12 protein-coding genes are annotated in these 17,464 nt (G+C 69.8%); 6 read left to right on the forward strand and 6 right to left on the reverse strand.

Annotated features, from left to right (window positions below):
• Entirely contained in the window at window positions 1–3,138 is a 3,138-nt protein-coding gene (gene ileS, locus AB0E24_RS18555; protein ID WP_099013434.1) for an isoleucine--tRNA ligase, read from the reverse strand.
• 597 nt (window positions 3,139–3,735) lie between these two features.
• Here ileS and AB0E24_RS18560 point away from each other — a divergent pair.
• The 4 genes from AB0E24_RS18560 (at window position 3,736) to AB0E24_RS18575 (ending at window position 6,771) form a co-directional block, all read left to right on the forward strand.
• Window positions 3,736–4,557, forward strand: a complete 822-nt coding sequence (locus AB0E24_RS18560) for a TraR/DksA family transcriptional regulator (protein WP_069870160.1) — start codon at window positions 3,736–3,738, stop codon at window positions 4,555–4,557.
• 71 nt (window positions 4,558–4,628) lie between these two features.
• Complete coding sequence (locus tag AB0E24_RS18565) at window positions 4,629–5,213, forward strand: signal peptidase II (RefSeq protein WP_069870157.1); 585 nt, start codon at window positions 4,629–4,631, stop codon at window positions 5,211–5,213.
• A gap of 155 nt (window positions 5,214–5,368) precedes the next feature.
• Complete coding sequence (locus AB0E24_RS18570; protein WP_069870155.1) at window positions 5,369–6,310, forward strand: RluA family pseudouridine synthase; 942 nt, start codon at window positions 5,369–5,371, stop codon at window positions 6,308–6,310.
• Window positions 6,307–6,771 (forward strand): GNAT family N-acetyltransferase, encoded by a 465-nt coding sequence (locus AB0E24_RS18575; protein WP_093706715.1) that lies wholly within the window; start codon window positions 6,307–6,309, stop codon window positions 6,769–6,771. The genes AB0E24_RS18570 and AB0E24_RS18575 overlap by 4 nt, the downstream gene beginning before the upstream one ends.
• A 23-nt stretch (window positions 6,772–6,794) precedes the next feature.
• Here the strand turns inward: AB0E24_RS18575 and AB0E24_RS18580 are convergent, their stop codons facing one another.
• Window positions 6,795–7,931 (reverse strand): mechanosensitive ion channel family protein, encoded by a 1,137-nt coding sequence (locus tag AB0E24_RS18580; protein WP_079153551.1) that lies wholly within the window; start codon window positions 7,929–7,931, stop codon window positions 6,795–6,797.
• A gap of 131 nt (window positions 7,932–8,062) precedes the next feature.
• Here AB0E24_RS18580 and AB0E24_RS18585 point away from each other — a divergent pair, with 131 nt between their 5' ends.
• Window positions 8,063–8,653, forward strand: coding sequence for a dienelactone hydrolase family protein (locus tag AB0E24_RS18585; protein WP_102934310.1), 591 nt, complete (start codon window positions 8,063–8,065; stop codon window positions 8,651–8,653).
• 37 nt (window positions 8,654–8,690) lie between these two features.
• On the opposite strand, the gene AB0E24_RS18590 is transcribed toward AB0E24_RS18585, so the two are convergent.
• From AB0E24_RS18590 to AB0E24_RS18605, 4 genes are all read right to left on the reverse strand, one after another.
• Window positions 8,691–10,322 (reverse strand): alkaline phosphatase D family protein, encoded by a 1,632-nt coding sequence (locus AB0E24_RS18590; protein ID WP_232640040.1) that lies wholly within the window; start codon window positions 10,320–10,322, stop codon window positions 8,691–8,693.
• Between the two features lie 251 nt (window positions 10,323–10,573).
• Window positions 10,574–11,401, reverse strand: a complete 828-nt coding sequence (locus tag AB0E24_RS18595) for a thioredoxin domain-containing protein (RefSeq protein ID WP_069870147.1) — start codon at window positions 11,399–11,401, stop codon at window positions 10,574–10,576.
• Window positions 11,402–11,464: 63 nt separating this feature from the next.
• Window positions 11,465–12,163 (reverse strand): hypothetical protein, encoded by a 699-nt coding sequence (locus AB0E24_RS18600; RefSeq protein WP_099013430.1) that lies wholly within the window; start codon window positions 12,161–12,163, stop codon window positions 11,465–11,467.
• Window positions 12,164–12,272: 109 nt separating this feature from the next.
• Window positions 12,273–13,598 carry a DUF2252 domain-containing protein gene (locus AB0E24_RS18605; RefSeq protein WP_069870143.1) on the reverse strand — a complete coding sequence of 442 codons (1,326 nt, stop codon included), beginning with the start codon at window positions 13,596–13,598 and terminating at the stop codon, window positions 12,273–12,275.
• A 214-nt stretch (window positions 13,599–13,812) separates the two neighbouring features.
• On the opposite strand from AB0E24_RS18605, the gene dnaE reads away from it, so the two are divergent.
• Window positions 13,813–17,358, forward strand: a complete 3,546-nt coding sequence (gene dnaE / locus AB0E24_RS18610; protein ID WP_069870141.1) for a DNA polymerase III subunit alpha — start codon at window positions 13,813–13,815, stop codon at window positions 17,356–17,358.
• Window positions 17,359–17,464: the final 106 nt, after the last annotated feature.

Genomic DNA, 17,464 nt, shown 5'->3' on the forward strand with positions numbered 1-17,464 from the left:
CTATGCCTTGCGGAGGCGGAAGGTCAGGCCCAGGGGGGTGTCCTCGAAGGGGGTGCCGTAGGTGGCGTCGGCCTCGCCCGCGGCGAAGTCGATCGCGAGGACCTCGTCCGCGACCAGCTCGGCATGGTCGATGAGGGCCTGGCGGAGCTCCTCGTCGGCCGACTGCCAGCGCAGCGCGATCCGGTCGGCCACATCCAGCCCGCTGTTCTTACGGGCCTCCTGGATCAGCCGGATCGCGTCGCGGGCGAGACCCGCGCGGCGCAGCTCCGGGGTGATCTCCAGGTCGAGGGCGACCGTGGCGCCCGCGTCGGAGGCGACCGACCAGCCCTCGCGCGGGGTCTCGGTGATGATGACCTCGTCGGGAGAGAGGGCGACCGATTCGCCGTCCACGGTGACCGACGCCGTGCCCTCGCGCAGCGCGACCGACAGCGCGGCCGCGTCGGCCTCCGCGATCGCCTTGGCGACCGGCTGGGTGCCCTTGCCGAAGCGCTTGCCCAGGGCGCGGAAGTTGGCCTTCGCGGTGGTGTCGACCAGCGAGCCGCCGACCTCGCTCAGCGACGCCAGCGAGGAGACGTTCAGCTCCTCCTCGATCTGGGCGCGCAGTTCGGCGCCGAGGGCTTCGAAGCCGGAGGCGGCGACCAGCGCGCGCGACAGCGGCTGGCGCGTCTTCACACCGGATTCCGCGCGGGTCGCGCGTCCCAGCTCCACCAGGCGCCGCACGAGCGCCATCTGGGCCGAGAGGGCCGGGTCGATCATCGACCGGTCCGGCTCCGGCCAGCTGGTCAGGTGCACCGAGGCGGGGGCCTCCGGGGTCACCGGGACGACCAGGTCCTGCCAGACCCGCTCGGTGATGAAGGGCACCAGGGGCGCCATCAGCCGGGTGACCGTCTCGATGACATCGTGCAGGGTGCGCATCGCGGCGGTGTCGCCCTGCCAGAACCGGCGGCGGGAGCGGCGCACGTACCAGTTGGACAGATCGTCGACGAAGGCCGACAGCAGCTTTCCGGCGCGCTGGGTGTCGTACGCCTCCAGGGACTCGGTGACCTGCTCGGTGAGCGTGCCCAGCTCGCCCAGCAGCCAGCGGTCCAGCAGCGGCCGCTCGGCCGGGGCCGGGTCGGCCGCGGAGGGCGCCCAGCCCGAGGTGCGGGCGTACAGCGCCTGGAAGGCGACCGTGTTCCAGTAGGTGAGCAGCGTCTTGCGGACGACTTCCTGGATGGTGCCGTGGCCCACTCGGCGGGCGGCCCAGGGCGAGCCGCCCGCGGCCATGAACCAGCGCACCGCGTCCGCGCCGTGCTGATCCATCAGCGGGATCGGCTGAAGGATGTTGCCCAGGTGCTTGGACATCTTCCGGCCGTCCTCGGCCAGGATATGACCGAGGCAGACCACGTTCTCGTACGAGGACTTGTCGAAGACGAGCGTGCCGACCGCCATCAGCGTGTAGAACCAGCCGCGGGTCTGGTCGATGGCCTCGGAGATGAACTGCGCCGGGTAGCGCCGCTCGAAGAGCTCCTTGTTCCGGTACGGGTAGCCGTACTGCGCGAACGGCATCGAGCCCGAGTCGTACCAGGCGTCGATGACCTCGGGCACCCGCTCGGCCGTCAGCGAGCAGCCGTCGGCGGGGCAGCCGAAGGTGACCGAGTCGATGTAGGGCCGGTGCGGGTCCAGACCGCTCTGGTCGGTGCCGGTCAGCTCGGAGAGCTCGGCGAGGGAGCCGACGCAGGTCAGATGAGACTCGGCGCAGCGCCAGATGGGCAGCGGGGTGCCCCAGTAGCGGTTGCGCGACAGCGCCCAGTCGATGTTGTTATTGAGCCAGTCGCCATAGCGACCGGTCTTGACCGACTCGGGATACCAGTTGGTCTTCTCGTTCTCCCGCAGCAGCGCGTCCTTGATCGCGGTGGTGCGGATGTACCAGGACGGCTGGGCGTAGTAGAGCAGCGCGGTGTGGCAGCGCCAGCAGTGCGGGTAGCTGTGTTCGTACGGCACATGCCGGAACAGCAGCCCGCGCTCCTTGAGGTCCGCCGTCAGCGCCTCGTCGGCCTTCTTGAAGAACTGCCCGCCGACCAGGTCGAGGCCCTCCTCGAAGGTGCCGTCCGGGCGCACCGGGTTGACCACCGGCAGACCGTAGGCACGGCAGGTCAGCAGGTCGTCCTCGCCGAAGGCGGGGGACTGGTGGACCAGACCGGTGCCGTCCTCGGTCGTCACATACTCGGCGTTGACGACGAAGTGGGCGTCGGGGATCTCCACCAGCTCGAAGGGGCGCCGATAGCTCCAGCGCTCCATCTCGGCGCCGGTGAAGGACTCCCCGGTGGTGGTCCAGCCCTCGCCGAGCGCCTTCTCGACCAGCGGTTCGGCGACGACCAGCTTCTCCTCGCCGTTGGTGGCGACCACATAGCGCACTCCCGGATGCGCGGCCACGGCGGTGTTGGAGACCAGGGTCCACGGTGTGGTCGTCCACACCAGCAGCGCCGCCTCGCCCGCCAGCGGGCCCGAGGTCAGCGGGAAGCGGACGAAGACCGAGGGGTCGACGACCGTCTCATAGCCCTGGGCCAGCTCGTGGTCGGACAGCCCGGTGCCGCAGCGCGGGCACCAGGGGGCCACGCGGTGGTCCTGGACCAGCAGCCCTTTGTTGAAGATCTCCTTCAGGGACCACCACACCGACTCGACGTACTCGGGGTTCATGGTCCAGTACGCGCCGTCGAGGTCGGTCCAGTACCCCATCCGCGTGGTGAGCTCGGCGAAGGCGTCGGTGTGCCGGGTGACGGACTCCCGGCACTTGGCGTTGAACTCGGCGATGCCGTACGCCTCGATGTCCTTCTTGCCGTTGAAGCCCAGCTCCTTCTCGACCGCCAGCTCGACCGGCAGGCCATGGCAGTCCCAGCCCGCCTTACGGTCGACGTGGTAGCCGCGCATGGTGCGGAAGCGCGGGAAGACGTCCTTGAAGACGCGGGCCTCGATGTGGTGGGCGCCCGGCATGCCGTTCGCGGTCGGGGGGCCCTCGTAGAAGACCCACTCGGGCCGTCCCTCGGACTGTTCGAGGCTACGGGCGAAGATCTTGTTCTCCCGCCAGAAGTCGAGCACGGCGTGCTCGAGGGCGGGCAGGTCGACCTGGGCGGGCACCTGGCGGTACTGCGGCGTCATCGGGGCTCTTCTTCCTCCGGCGGACACGTGCTCTTCCGTTTCCGTCGGAGGGACGAGAGACGTGTGCTCCCGCGGTACCACCCTCCTTGGCCGGCAGCGGGTCGGCTCCCGGCCCCCTCATTGGGATCGCGATGCCGGTTCTACTGACCCCGGGGGGCGTTCTTCCGGCGGCTCCGGGGTGATCCTTCACATCGCGCCTGCCCCCGGGCTCACACCGTCCCCGGGTCGCTCTGGGCCGCCTACGACGCTACTCGTCCCCATCCATGCCTTTCGCTGCGCCCCAGTGTACGGGGCGGGGGAGACCGGGGCCGACCGATCAGGGCGCTGGGCCGATCGGGGGACCGGCGGCCGCGGGGACCGACCCGAATGGCGATACGCCGGGCGTCGTTGTCAGGGCCGTCACGCTGGGTCACCTCCGGGTACCGGAACCCGGACGGATTACCGGGCGCGGAGTGGGGCACAACGGTGGAGACCGGGTTGTCGTACGGGCAAGCCGGGCGAATCGGGCGGCGTGCCCCGTTGCCGCCCGTCCGAAGTCGATTTATCGTTCCGGAACGATTCGCGCGCAAGATCACAATATGTGAAGGGGCCGCGGCCATGGTGGCGAGAAAGACCACCGTGCAGAAGAGCACGGCGAAAGCGACGAAGGCCGCGCCCGGCAAGAAGAGCGCCTCGGGCAAGAAGGCCGTCGACAAGACCGCGGCGCCCACCCGGGCGACCGCGCAAGGCGCCGCCAAGGCGGCGAAGAAGAGCGCACCGAGGAAGAAGTCGGAGACGCCCGCCGGGAAGACCGCATCCGCCGAAGCGGTCGCGCCGACCGAGGAGGGCGCGGCCGGGGAGACCGTGGCCGGGAAGGCCATGGACAACAAGGCCGCATCCGCCGACAAGGCGGTGCCCGCGAAGAAGACGGGAGCCAGGAAAGTGGTTGCGAAGAAGACCCCGGGTGGTGCGTCGACCGACAAGAAGGCCACGACGACCGCGCCCCCCGTACCCAAGGCCCGTGTGTCCGGCGGGCCCGTCGACCCCAGCGAGCTCGCGGTCCGTCCGGGCGAGGACCCCTGGTCGGCCGAGGAGGTGGACGAGGCGCGCGCCGGGCTGCTGACCGAGGCCGGCCGGCTGCGCACCGAGATCCTCGCCTCCGAGGAGGCGATCACCGGGCTGATGCGCGACTCCGGTGACGGCGCCGGCGACGACCAGGCCGACACCGGCACCAAGAACATCACCCGCGAGCATGAGATGGCCCTGGCCGGAAACGCCCGCGAGATGCTGCTCCAGACCGAGCGCGCCCTGGAGCGGCTGGACACCGGGACGTACGGGCTGTGCGAGAACTGCGGCAATCCGATCGGCAAGGCCCGGATGCAGGCGTTCCCCAGAGCCACGCTGTGCGTCGAGTGCAAGCAGCGCCAGGAGCGGCGCTGACGCCCGTACGCCTGTGCCGTACCCTCGACCCTCACAGGGGGAGACTGGCCCGGACGAGTTGAGGGACTCACGTGACAGAGGCGGAGCAGGCCATCGGTACGCCGGACGCGGGGAAGGCAGAGGAGGGTGCCGGGACCAGCGCCGCCGGAGCCGATGAGACCGCGGGCAGGGGGCGGCGGCGGGTCGGGGTGCTCGTCGCGGTCGCGGCGCTGGCCTATCTGATCGACCTGGTCAGCAAGCTGGCCGTGGTCGCGAAGCTGGAGCACCACGCTCCGGTCGAGGTGATCGGCACCTGGCTACAGTTCGAGGTGATCCGCAACCGGGGGGCGGCCTTCGGCTTCGGCGAGGCCATGACCATCGTCTTCACGGTGATCGCGGTCGGGGTCATCGTGGTGATCGCCCGGCTGGCCCGCAAGCTCTACAGCCTGCCCTGGGCCATCGCGCTCGGGCTGCTGCTCGGCGGCGCCTTCGGCAATCTCACCGACCGGATCTTCCGGGCGCCGGGGGAGCTCCAGGGGGCGGTCGTGGACTTCATCGCGCCCTCCCACTTCGCGGTCTTCAACCTCGCCGATTCGGCGATCGTCTGCGGTGGCTTCCTGATCGTGATCCTGTCCTTCCGCGGTCTGGACCCGGACGGCACCGTCCACAAGGACTGACACACGGTCCACAAGGACCGACGCACGGTCCGCGACGACTGACATCGCCCCGGCCCGGGAGCGGGGACCGATATCCGCCCGGCCCGGGAGAGGGCCGGACGGCCGGTATCCGACGGACGTACGAACCGGTGCTCCCGGTCCGGCATACTCGTCGGGTGAGTACGATTCCCGAGATCCGCACCTTGCCCGTACCGGACGGTCTGGAGGGCGAGCGCGTCGATGCCGCGATCGCCCGCATGTTCGGTTTCTCCCGGACCAAGGCGGCCGAGCTGGCCGCCGCCGGAAAGGTGCAGCTCGACGGCAGTGTGGCCGGGAAGTCCGACCGGGTCTCCGGGGGTGCCTGGCTCGAGGTCGAGATGCCGCAGGCCGCGCCGCCGGTACGGATCGTCGCCGAGCCCGTCGAGGGCATGGAGATCGTGTACGACGACGAGGACATCGTGGTCGTCGCCAAGCCGGTCGGTGTCGCCGCCCACCCCAGCCCCGGCTGGACCGGTCCCACCGTGATCGGCGGGCTCGCCGCCGCCGGTTTCCGCGTCTCCACCTCGGGCGCCGCCGAGCGCCAGGGGATCGTGCACCGGCTGGACGTCGGCACCTCCGGGCTCATGGTCGTGGCCAAGTCCGAGCTCGCGTACTCCGTGCTCAAGCAGCAGTTCCGCGAGCGCACCGTGGACAAGCGCTACCACGCGCTGGTCCAGGGCCATCCGGACCCGCTGAGCGGCACCATCGACGCCCCGATCGGGCGCCATCCGCAGCACGACTACAAGTGGGCGGTGACGGCGGAGGGCAAGCCGAGCGTCACCCACTACGACCTCATCGAGGCGTTCCGGGCCGCGAGTCTGCTGGACATCAAGCTGGAGACCGGCCGTACCCACCAGATCCGGGTGCATATGGCGGCCCACCGCCACCCCTGCGTCGGCGACCTCACCTACGGCGCGGACCCGACGCTCGCCAAGCGGCTGAAGCTGACCCGGCAGTGGCTGCACGCCGTGCGGCTCGGCTTCGAGCACCCCGCGCACGGCGAGTGGGTCGAGTTCGAGAGCGCCTACCCGGACGATCTGCGGGGGGCGCTGGACATCGTGAAGGCGGAGAGCGCGTGATCGAGGTCGTCACCGACGGGGACCTGTCCGGCTGCTTCGCGGTCCGCCGGGAGGTCTTCGTGGTGGAGCAGCGGATCCCCGTGGAGGAGGAGATGGACGCGTACGACGAGCACGCCGTCCACCTCCTGGCCACCGACGGCGCGGGCCGCCCGGTGGGCACCGTCCGCTTCCTGCACGGCGCCGCCGCGGACAAGAAGTACGGCCACGCCGGTGTGGACGGCGCCACCACCGCCGTGCTCGGCCGCCTCGCGGTGACCAGGGCGGCGCGCGGCACCGGGCTGGGCGCCGATCTGGTCCGGGCCGTCGAGGCGGAGGCGCACCGGCGCGGTCTGGCCCAGGTCTATCTGGAGGCCCAGACCCATGCGCTCGGCTTCTACGAGCGGCTGGGCTACGAGGCGTACGGCCCCGAGTTCGAAGAGGGCAGCGGTATCCCGCACCGGGCGATGCGCCGGGCGGTCTAGCTTTCCAGCGGCCCGCGGAGCCCTCACCGGGCGGGCGGGACGTCCTTGTGCAGCCCGCCCTCGAAGCGCGCGAAGTGATCGTGGCGGTCATGGCGGCGGTCGTGGTCCGGCGCCGCCTGCGGGGGCTGGGCGGCCGGGGCGGTGGCGATGCGCGGCAGGGCGTACGGATGGGTGTCCCGCAGCCACGCGATCATCTTCTCGCGCACCTCACAGCGCGCGGCCCACGCGTCGTCCGGGTCCCGTGCCGTGATGAGCGCCCGTACCACGATGGTGCTCGGGGTGGTGTCCGTCACCACCAGGTTCCAGTTCCGGCCGTCCCAGGCCGGGGACTTCTGGACGATCTCGCGCAGCTGCTCCCGCATCTCCTCGATCGGCGTGGTGTGGTCGAGGTGGAAGAGGACGGTGGCCACCTTCTGGGTGCCGCCCCGCGACCAGTTCTCGAACGGCTTGCTGGTGAAGTACGACACCGGCATGGTGATCCGGCGCTCGTCCCAGGTCCGTACGGACAGGAAGGTCAGCGTGATCTCCTCGACCGTGCCCCACTCGCCGTCCACGACCACCGTGTCGCCGATCCGCACCATGTCGCCGAAGGCGATCTGAAGCCCCGCGAAGAGATTCCCCAGCGTGGACTGGGCGGCGACACCGGCGACCACACCGAGGATCCCGGCCGAGGCCAGCATCGAGGTGCCGACCGTACGCATCGTCGGGAAGGTCAGCAGCATGGCGGAGGCCGCCACCACGCCGACGACCGCGGCCACCACCCGCTGGATCAGCGTCACCTGGGTGCGCACCCGGCGCACCCGCGCGGGGTCGTGCGCGCTGGAGGCGTAGCGGAAGTAGGAGGACTCCACGACGGCCGAGGAGACCCGCACCATGAGCCAGGCCGTGGCCGCGATCAGCACCAGCGCGAGCAACTGGCCGATCGCCGACCCGTGCTGCTGGACGACCCGGGCCTCCGTCTTGTCGTACGAACCGCTCAGCAGCGCCGTGCACACGGTCACCTGGAGAGGGAGTCGGCAGCGGCGCAGCTGGCCCCATAGGGGGGTCTCGGGATGCCGGGCATCGATCCTCCGCAGCAGCCAGTCGACGGCCCAGCCTATGAACAGCGTGATGGCCAGTGAGCCGCCGATGACGATGAGCGGACGCAGCACGTCCTCCATGGACACCTACCTCATCCTTTCCTGGGGAGATTTCCGGGTGTCCTGCCCCGCCTTCCCCGGATCAGGCATCCTCAGACCGCTACTGGCACGATGGGAGGGGGCGATCCACGGAAAGTGAAACGGGAAGGAAAGTGACGGCGGTGGCCGGTACCTCGACGATTGTGCTGTTCCACTCCGCGTACGGGCTGCGGCCCGCCGTGCACGAGGCGGCCGACCGGCTGCGCGCGGCCGGGCATGAGGTGGTCGTACCGGACCTCTACGAGGGGCAGACCGCCGAGACCGTCGAGGACGGCATGGTGATCAAAGAGCGGATCGGCCGCGACGAGCTGCTGAAACGGGCCGTCACCGCCGCCGCGCCCTATTCGGACCGCGGGCTGGTCTACGCCGGTTTCTCGCTCGGCGGCTCCCTGGCGCAGAACCTGGCGCTGGCCGACGACAAGGCGCGCGGACTGCTTCTGCTGCACGGCACCTCGGACATCGTCGACGACGCCACGGCCGACGACCTGCCGGTGCAGCTGCATGTGGCCGACCCCGACCCGTTCGAACCGCACGACTGGCTCAACGCCTGGTATCTGCGGATGCGGCGGGCCGGTGCCGATGTGGAGGTCTTCCGCTACACCGGGGCCGGGCACATCTTCACCGACCCCGAGCTGCCGGACTACGACAAGGAGGCCGCCGAGGCCACCTGGCGGGTGGCGCTCGGCTTCCTGGCCGACCTCTGAGCCCGTGAACCGCCGCTGAGCCCGTGAACCGCCGCCGTCAGCGCACCGGCGCGTCGGCGCGCTCGACCCGCTGGCTGCCCGCCCGGGTGCGGTACGACCGCGCCCAGGCGGCCGTGGCGCGCGGATCGGTGCGGTCGGAGACGGTGTAGTAGTCCATCTGGGCCCGCTGGGGGGTGACATCGAGCACGCCGTAGCCGTGCGAGTCCATGTCCACCCACTTCACATGGCGGTTGGCGGCCCTGATCGCGGCGACCGCCGCCAGGGACACCGTCTGCGGTGGCACATGGAGCAGATCGTCGAGGTTGTCGGAGGTCACCGAGGTGACCACGAACTCGGTGGCGGCCGACGGCGAGAGCGGATAGGTGCCGGCCCTCACCGGTACGTCGTTGGCCCAGGCCATATGGATGTCACCGGTGAGGAAGACCGTGTTGCCGATTCCGCGGTCGGTGAGGTGCGCGAGCAGCTCGCGCCGGTCGTCCGTATAGCCGTCCCACTGGTCGGTGTTGATGGCCAGACCGCCCTTGGGCAGCCCCAGCAGCTCGGCCAGCGGGGCCAGCAGCTCGGCGGGGAGGGCCCCGAAGGCGACCGGTGAGATCATCACCGAGTTGCCCACCAGCCGCCAGGTGGTGTCCGAGGCGGTCAGGCCGGACTTCAGCCAGTCGAGCTGGGCGCGCCCGGTCATGGTGCGCTCCGGGTCGTCCACGTCCCCGCTGCCGGTGGCCGCCTGCTGGGAGCGGAACGAGCGCAGATCGAGCAGATGGAGATCGGCGAGGGTGCCGTAGCGCAGCCGACGGTAGGTGGTGCCCTGGGTGGAGGGGCGCACCGGCATCCACTCGAAGTACGCCTGCTTGGCGGCGGCCACCCGCTGGGCCCAGGCCCCCTCGGTGCCGGGCGTGTGGTTCTCCGCCCCGCCGGACCAGGCGTCGTTGGCGAACTCGTGGTCGTCCCAGATCGCGATCAGGGGGAGCGCGGCGTGCAGCGCCTGGGCGTCGGGGTCGGTCTTGTAGTTCCCGTGCCGGACGCGGTAGTCGGCGAGCGTGACGATCTCGTGGGTGGGGGCGTGCGGGCGGAGGGCGTCCTTGGTCTGCGGGTATTCGCCGCTCTTGTACTCGTAGATGTAGTCGCCGAGGTGGAGCACCGCGTCCAGGTCGGCGCGGGCGGCCAGATGGCGGTACGGGGAGAACCAGCCCGCCTCCCAGTTGGCGCAGGAGACCACGCCGAAGCGCACCCCCTCGGCCGCGGCGTCGTGCGCCGGGGCGGTGCGGGTGCGGCCTGTGGGGGAGCGGACGCCGCCGTCCACCGCGAAGCGGTAGAAGTAGCCGGTGGCGGGCCGCAGCCCGCGCACATCGGCCTTGACGGTGTGGTCGGTGCCGGCGGCGGCCTTGACGGTGCCGCGGGCGACGACCGAGCGGAAGTCCCGGTCCTCGGCGACCTCCCAGGTCACCTCGATGGCCGGGCCGAGCCCCGAGCCGGGCACGGCGTCAGGGGCGGGCGTGATGCGGGTCCACAGCAGGATCCCGTCGGGCAGCGGGTCGCCGGAGGCGACGCCGTGCAGAAAGGCGGGACCGGCGTCGGCGTGGGCCGCGGGACCGGGGACGAGGGGCAGCAGGGCGGCGGCGGCCGCCGCGGCCGTGACGGCGCTTCTTCGCGATATGTGGAGGTCGGTCACGGCCGAGGAGATTACTGACAAGTAGCGGGCCCGGACAGGGGGCTCGGGGGATGTTCGCCCGCCCGTCGCACGAGGTCACCACGGCTGTGGCCGGGAGGTCATCGTGGCTGTGGCCGGGCGGTCGCCGCCACCCTGGCCGGGCGGTCGCCGTCGCCGTGACAGGGCGGTCACCGTCGCCATGGCCGGGCCGGAACGCGGTCGGCGGGCGCGCCCTGGGGCACGCCCGCCGACCGGCCGGGAAGGGCCGGACGCTACTTCTTCAGCCCCTGCTTGACCAGCGGGGTGAACTGGTCCGGAGTCATCGGCGGGTTGCCGCCCACCTCCAGCTTCTTCCCGTTGAGCTTGAAGGACGGGGTGCCGGTGACGTCCTTGGTGTCGTTGAACGTCTTGGACATGGCCAGCGCCCACCGGTCGTAGGTGCCGTTCTTCACGGCCTTCTCGAAGGCCGTGTTGCCCTTCAGCTCCTTGACCTGCTGGGCGATGTCGATCAGCTTCTGGTTGTCGGCGAAGGAGTCCTTGGTCTCCTCCGGGTGGTTCTTCGGCGCGTACAGCGCCTCCTTGTAGTCCAGGAACGCCTGCGGGCTGACGTTGAGCGCCGCGCCGAGCGCGCTCAGCGCGTTCTTCGAGCCGGCGCCGGGCATCTGCTTGTTGTCGTCGAGGAAGGTGCCCATGGTGAACTGCGCCTTGTAGGTGCCGTCCTTGATGTCCTTGAGCACGGTCGGGCCGGTGTACTGCTCGAACTGGGCACAGACCGGGCAGCGCATGTCCTCGTAGACATGCAGGGTGTTCTTGGCCTTCTTGTCGCCGATGACCACCGTCGTGCCCTGCGGGCCGGTGGCGTTGGCGGGCTTGGTGAACGTCTTCTTCTCGGCCGCCGCCCGCCACTTCTGGTTGGCGTTGTCCGAGTTCATGTTGGTGACGGCGTAGCCTATGCCGCCGGCTATCGCGAGGACCGCGACGACCGCGCCGCCGACGAACAGCTGGCGCCGCACCCGGTCCTTCTTGGCCTGGCGCTCACGCTCGGCGCGCAGCCGCTCGCGGGCGGCCTGCTTGTTCTGGTGGTTGTTGCGGTTGCTCATGATGGATCGGTCTCCGTGGGGGTGCGTCGTCGGATATGCGTACGGGGATGTGGATCGCTGTGCTCAGGCAGCGGCCGAGCAGGGCGGTCCACGACGCACCACGGAGTGCACGAGAAGAGGGAGGGCCGGCGCCGGGCGCACCGGCCGTGCGGGCCGCGTGGCCGGGTGGCGGGGCCGCAGGGCCGCCGTGTGGGCCGCTACGGCCAGCAGCAGCGGCCGGAAGGCGAAGGCGGCCAGGGAGCCCAGCAGACGGCTCAGGGCGGCCTCGCCGCGCCGCAGCCAGGCCGCGGCGATCAGACCCACCGCGACATGCGCGGCGAGCAGCAGCCAGGGGGTGGCGGAGCTCACGGCGGCCGCCAGCGGGGTGCCGACGCCGTTCTGGGAGACCCCGGGCAGCGGACTGCCGAGATCGCCGCCGCCGCACAGCACGGTGACGCCCATGGAGCGCAGGGAGCCCGCCACCGGGCCGCCGGACTGTCCGTAACACGCCTGCTGGCCGGTGGTGAAGATCGTGTCGGCGGCCAGCTCCAGGGGGATCAGCAGCGTCGCGATGGACCAGAAGCCCCGCTCCCGGCCCGCGAGGGCGTAGGCGACGGCGAAGACGGCCACCGAGAGCGCGGCGACGGTGCCCAGCGGCAGCGGGGTCCGCGACAGCAGGACATGCGAAGCCGAGGACAGTGTGACGCACAGCGCCGTGAAGAGCGCCGCGCGCACTGCCCTCAGCTGCGGTCCGGTGCCGTCCATGACTTCGAATTCTGCCATGAACGTCTGTAGGGACCATGTGAGGAACCGGCCCCCGAGGCCGGCCGACCGCCCTCGAGCCGCTTTGCGGCGGGCCCCGGGGCGGCGGCCGACCCGGCCGGGGGGACGGTCAGAGGCCCGGGATTCGGCCGTTGCGGAAGAGGTCCACGAAGATCTGGTGGTCGGCCCGGGCGCGGGCACCGTAGGAGTGCGCGAAGTCCACCAGGAGCTCGGCGAAGGCGTCCTCGTCGGCGGCGATCACCGCGTCGATGGCGCGCTCGGTGGAGAACGGCACCAGCGAGTGGCCGCTCTGGTCGTCGGCGGCCGCGTGCATGGTGGCCGTGGCCCGCCCCAGGTCGGCCACGACCGCCGCGATCTCGACCGGGTCGTCGATGTCGGACCAGTCGAGGTCCACCGCGTACGGCGACACCTCGGCGACCAGCTGCCCCGCGCCGTCCAGCTCGGTCCAGCCCAGCCACGGGTCGGCGTGGGCCTGGAGCGCGCGCTGGGAGATCACCGTGCGGTGGCCCTCGTGGCGGAAGTACGACCGCACCTGCTCATCGGTGATGTGCCGGGAGACCGCCGGGGTCTGCCCCTGCTTCATGTAGATCACCACATCGTTCTCCAGGGCGTCGCTGTTGCCCTCCAGAAGGATGTTGTACGAGGGGAGCCCGGCGCTGCCGATGCCGATGCCCCGGCGGCCCACGACGTCCTTGACGCGATAGGAGTCCGGGCGCGAGAGACTGGACTCGGGGAGCGTCTCCAGATAGCCGTCGAAGGCGGCCAGAACCTTGTAGCGGGTGGCGGCGTCCAGCTCGATGGATCCGCCGCCGGCCGTGAAGCGGCGCTCGAAGTCGCGGATCTCGGTCATCGAGTCGAGCAGCCCGAAGCGGGTCAGCGAGCGGGCGTCGCGCAGCGCGTCCAGCAGCGGACCCTCCGCGGTCTCCAGGGTGAAGGGCGGCACCTCGTCGTTCTTGGCGCCGGTGGCCAGGGCGTGGATGCGCTCGCGGTAGGCGCCGGCGTACGTCCGCACCAGCTCGGTGATCTTCTCGTCGCTGAGCGCCTTGGTGTAGCCGATGAGCGCCACGGAGGCGGCGAAGCGCTTCAGGTCCCACGTGAAGGGGCCGACGTACGCCTCGTCGAAGTCGTTGACATTGAAGATCAGACGGCCGTTGGCGTCCATGTAGGTGCCGAAGTTCTCGGCGTGGAGGTCACCGTGGATCCACACCCGGCTGGTGCGGTCGTCCAGGTACGGCCCGCCGGAGCGCTCCCGCTCCACATCCGAATAGAACAGGCAGGCGGTGCCGCGGTAGAACGCGAACGCCGAGGCGGCCATCTTCCGGAACTTGACGCGGAAGGCGGCCGGGTCGGCGGCGAGCAGCTCGCCGAAGGCGGTGTCGAATACGGCGAGGATGTGCTCCCCGCGCTGTTCCGCCTGGGTCTGCTGGGTCGACATCGCGGAACGCCTCCTGGGGCATGAGGGAACTGATCGGTGTGGCAGGTACGACAGGGTATGTTCCGTCTCGCCGGGTGCGCGGGAGGACCGGATGACCCGTCGGGATCAACGCCTGAGGCTACTCGCGAGTGCCCGGTTCTTGTCAGTGCGGAGGGGTAACCTTCGGAGCTGTCTCGCCCTGCCGTCATCGATTGTTCGCCGGAGGTCTTCCACCGTGACCAAGCCGCCCTTCACGCACCTGCATGTCCACACCCAGTACTCGCTGCTGGACGGTGCGGCGCGGCTCAAGGACATGTTCAACGCCTGCAATGAGATGGGCATGACCCATATCGCCATGACCGACCATGGCAACCTCCACGGGGCGTACGACTTCTACCAGCAGGCGACGGGCGCCGGGATCACCCCGATCATCGGGATCGAGGCGTATGTGGCGCCCGAGTCGCGGCGCTACAAGCGGCGTGTCCAGTGGGGTCAGCCGCACCAGAAGCGCGATGACGTCTCCGGTTCCGGTGGTTACACCCACAAGACCATCTGGGCGTCGAACAAGACCGGTCTGCACAACCTCTTCCGGCTCTCCTCGGACGCCTATATGGAGGGCTATTTCGTCAAGTGGCCGCGGATGGACAAGGAGACCATCGCCCAGTGGTCCGAGGGCCTGATCGCCTCCACCGGCTGCCCCTCGGGCGAGTTGCAGACCCGGCTGCGGCTGGGCCAGTTCGACGAGGCCCTCAAGGCCGCCTCCGAGTACCAGGACATCTTCGGCAAGGACCGGTACTTCCTGGAGCTGATGGACCATGGCATCGAGATCGAGCGCCGGGTCCGGGACGGGCTGCTGGAGATCGGCAAGAAGCTGGACATCCCGCCGCTGGTGACCAACGACTCGCACTACACCTACGCCCGCGAGTCCGAGGCGCATGACGCGCTGCTGTGCGTCCAGACCGGCAAGAACCTCTCCGATCCGGACCGCTTCCGCTTCGACGGCACCGGCTATTACCTGAAGTCCACCGACGAGATGTACGCCATCGACTCCTCGGACGCCTGGCAGGAGGGCTGCCGCAACACGCTCCTGGTCGCCGAGCAGATCGACAACAACGGGTGGTTCGAGAAGCGCGACCTGATGCCGCGGTTCGACGTCCCCGAGGGGTACACCGAGGTCACCTGGTTCCAGGAGGAGGTCAAGAAGGGGATGGCCCGCCGCTTCCCCGGCGGCGTCCCCGAGGACCGTCAGAGCCTGGCCGAGTACGAGATGGACGTCATCATCCAGATGGGGTTCCCGGGGTACTTCCTCGTGGTCGCCGACTTCATCATGTGGGCCAAGAACAACGGCATCGCGGTCGGCCCCGGCCGGGGCTCCGCGGCCGGTTCGATCGTCTCGTACGCCATGGGCATCACCGACCTCGACCCGGTCGAGCACGGGCTGATCTTCGAGCGGTTCCTCAACCCCGAGCGCGTGTCCATGCCGGATGTCGACATCGACTTCGACGAGCGTAGGCGCGGCGAGGTCATCCGGTACGTCACCGAGAAATACGGCCACGACAAGGTCGCCCAGATCGGCACCTACGGCACCATCAAGGCCAAGAACGCCATCAAGGACTCGGCCCGGGTGCTCGGCTATCCGTACGCGATGGGCGACCGCATCACCAAGGCCATGCCCGCCGACGTCCTCGGCAAGGGCATCCCGCTCTCCGGTATCACCGATGAGAAGCACCCCCGCTACAGCGAGGCGGGCGAGGTGCGCGGGATGTATGAGAACGAGCCGGATGTGAAGAAGGTCATCGACACCGCGCGCGGTATCGAGGGCCTGGTGCGCCAGATGGGTGTGCACGCCGCGGGTGTGATCATGTCGAGCGAGACGGTGACCGACCATGTGCCCGTCTTCTCGCCGAAGAACGACGGCCAGGTCGTGACCCAGTGGGACTACCCCACCTGTGAGTCGCTCGGCCTGCTGAAGATGGACTTCCTGGGCCTGCGCAACCTCACCATCATGGATGACGCCGTCAAGATGGTGCGCGCCAACAAGGGCATCGATCTGAAGATGCTCGATCTGTCCCTGGACGACCCCAAGACCTTCGAACTGCTCTGCCGCGGTGACACCCTCGGCGTCTTCCAGTTCGACGGCGGCCCCATGCGCTCCCTGCTGCGCATGATGAAGCCCGACAACTTCGAGGACATTTCCGCCGTCTCGGCCCTCTACCGGCCGGGCCCGATGGGCATGAACTCGCATATCAACTACGCGCTGCGGAAGAACGGGCAGCAGGAGATCACCCCGATCCACCCCGAGCTGGAGGAGCCGCTCAAGGAGGTCCTCGGCATCACCTACGGCCTCATCGTGTACCAGGAGCAGGTGCAGAAGGCCGCCCAGGTGCTCGCCGGCTATTCGCTGGGCCAGGCCGACCTGCTGCGCCGCGCCATGGGCAAGAAGAAGCCCGAGGTGCTGGAGAAGGAGTTCGTCAACTTCCAGAAGGGCGCCCGCGAGAAGGGGTACTCCGACGAGGCCATCCAGGCGGTGTGGGACGTCCTGGTCCCGTTCGCCGGATACGCGTTCAACAAGGCGCACTCCTCCGCGTACGGCCTGGTCACCTACTGGACCGCGTACCTCAAGGCCAACTACCCCGCCGAGTACATGGCGGCGCTGCTCACCTCGGTCCGCGACGACAAGGACAAGTCGGCGGTCTATCTGAACGAATGCCGCCGTATGGGCATCAAGGTGCTGCCGCCGAACGTCAATGAGTCCGAGGCCAACTTCACCGCCCAGGGCGACGATGTGATCCTCTTCGGTCTCACGGCGGTCCGGAACGTCGGTCAGAACGTGGTGGAGGCGATCATCCGGGGCCGTAAGGCCAAGGGGAAGTACGGCTCGTTCCCGGACTACCTGGACAAGGTCGAGGCGGTCGTCTGCAACAAGCGCACCACCGAATCGCTGATCAAGGCGGGCGCCTTCGACGAGATGGGCCACACCCGTAAGGGGCTCACGGCGCACTACGAGGCGCTGATCGACAATGTGGTCGCGGTCAAGCGCAAGGAGGCCGAGGGGCAGTTCGACCTCTTCGGCGGCATGGGCGGTGACGGCGGTGACGGCGACGGGCCGGGCTTCGGCCTCGACGTCGAGTTCTCGGACGTCGAATGGGAGAAGACCTATCTGCTGGCCCAGGAGCGGGAGATGCTGGGCCTGTATGTCTCCGACCATCCGCTGTTCGGCATCGAACATGTGCTGAACGAGAAGGCGGATGCCGCGATCTCCGCGCTCACCGGGGGTGAACACGCGGACGGCGCGATCGTCACCATCGGCGGCATCATCTCCGGCCTCCAGCGCAAGATGACCAAACAGGGCAACGCCTGGGCCATCGCCACCGTGGAGGACCTGGCCGGCTCCATCGAGTGCATGTTCTTCCCGGCCACCTATCAGCTGGTCTCCACCCAGCTGATCGAGGACGTGGTCGTCTTCGTCAAGGGCCGGCTGGACAAGCGCGAGGACGTGCCCCGGCTGGTCGCCATGGAGCTGATGGTCCCCGATCTGTCCGAGGCGGGTGCCGACGCGCCCGTGACGATCACCATTCCCACGGTCAAGGTCACCCCGCCGCTGGTCGAGAAGCTCAGTGAGGTGCTCACCCACCACCGTGGCTCCACCGAGGTGCGGATCAAGCTCCAGGGGGCGCGGAAGACCACCGTGCTCCGGCTCGACCGGCACCGCGTCACCGCCGATCCGGCGCTCTTCGGTGATCTCAAGGTGCTGTTGGGGGCGTCCTGCCTGGCCGGGTGAGGTCCTGGCCGGCCGGGGATCGCCCGGCCCCGCCGACCCGGCCTTGACGAGAACGCACAAGGGGCGCGCCCACATCGGGCGCGCCCCTGGGGCCACTTCACACGGT

Origin of the sequence: Streptomyces malaysiensis subsp. malaysiensis (assembly GCF_040653035.1) — a bacterium.
Taxonomy (GTDB): Bacteria; Actinomycetota; Actinomycetes; order Streptomycetales; family Streptomycetaceae; genus Streptomyces; species Streptomyces malaysiensis.

What these genes read in the sequence shown, in the direction of transcription:
- AB0E24_RS18600 (WP_099013430.1), bottom strand. Translation starts at nt 12,163, where the DNA reads ATGGCAGAATTCGAAGTCATGGACGGCACCGGACCGCAGCTGAGGGCA.
- AB0E24_RS18580 (WP_079153551.1), bottom strand. Translation starts at nt 7,931, where the DNA reads ATGGAGGACGTGCTGCGTCCGCTCATCGTCATCGGCGGCTCACTGGCC.
- AB0E24_RS18560 (WP_069870160.1), top strand. Translation starts at nt 3,736, where the DNA reads ATGGTGGCGAGAAAGACCACCGTGCAGAAGAGCACGGCGAAAGCGACG.
- ileS (WP_099013434.1), bottom strand. Translation starts at nt 3,138, where the DNA reads ATGACGCCGCAGTACCGCCAGGTGCCCGCCCAGGTCGACCTGCCCGCC.
- AB0E24_RS18605 (WP_069870143.1), bottom strand. Translation starts at nt 13,598, where the DNA reads ATGTCGACCCAGCAGACCCAGGCGGAACAGCGCGGGGAGCACATCCTC.
- AB0E24_RS18595 (WP_069870147.1), bottom strand. Translation starts at nt 11,401, where the DNA reads ATGAGCAACCGCAACAACCACCAGAACAAGCAGGCCGCCCGCGAGCGG.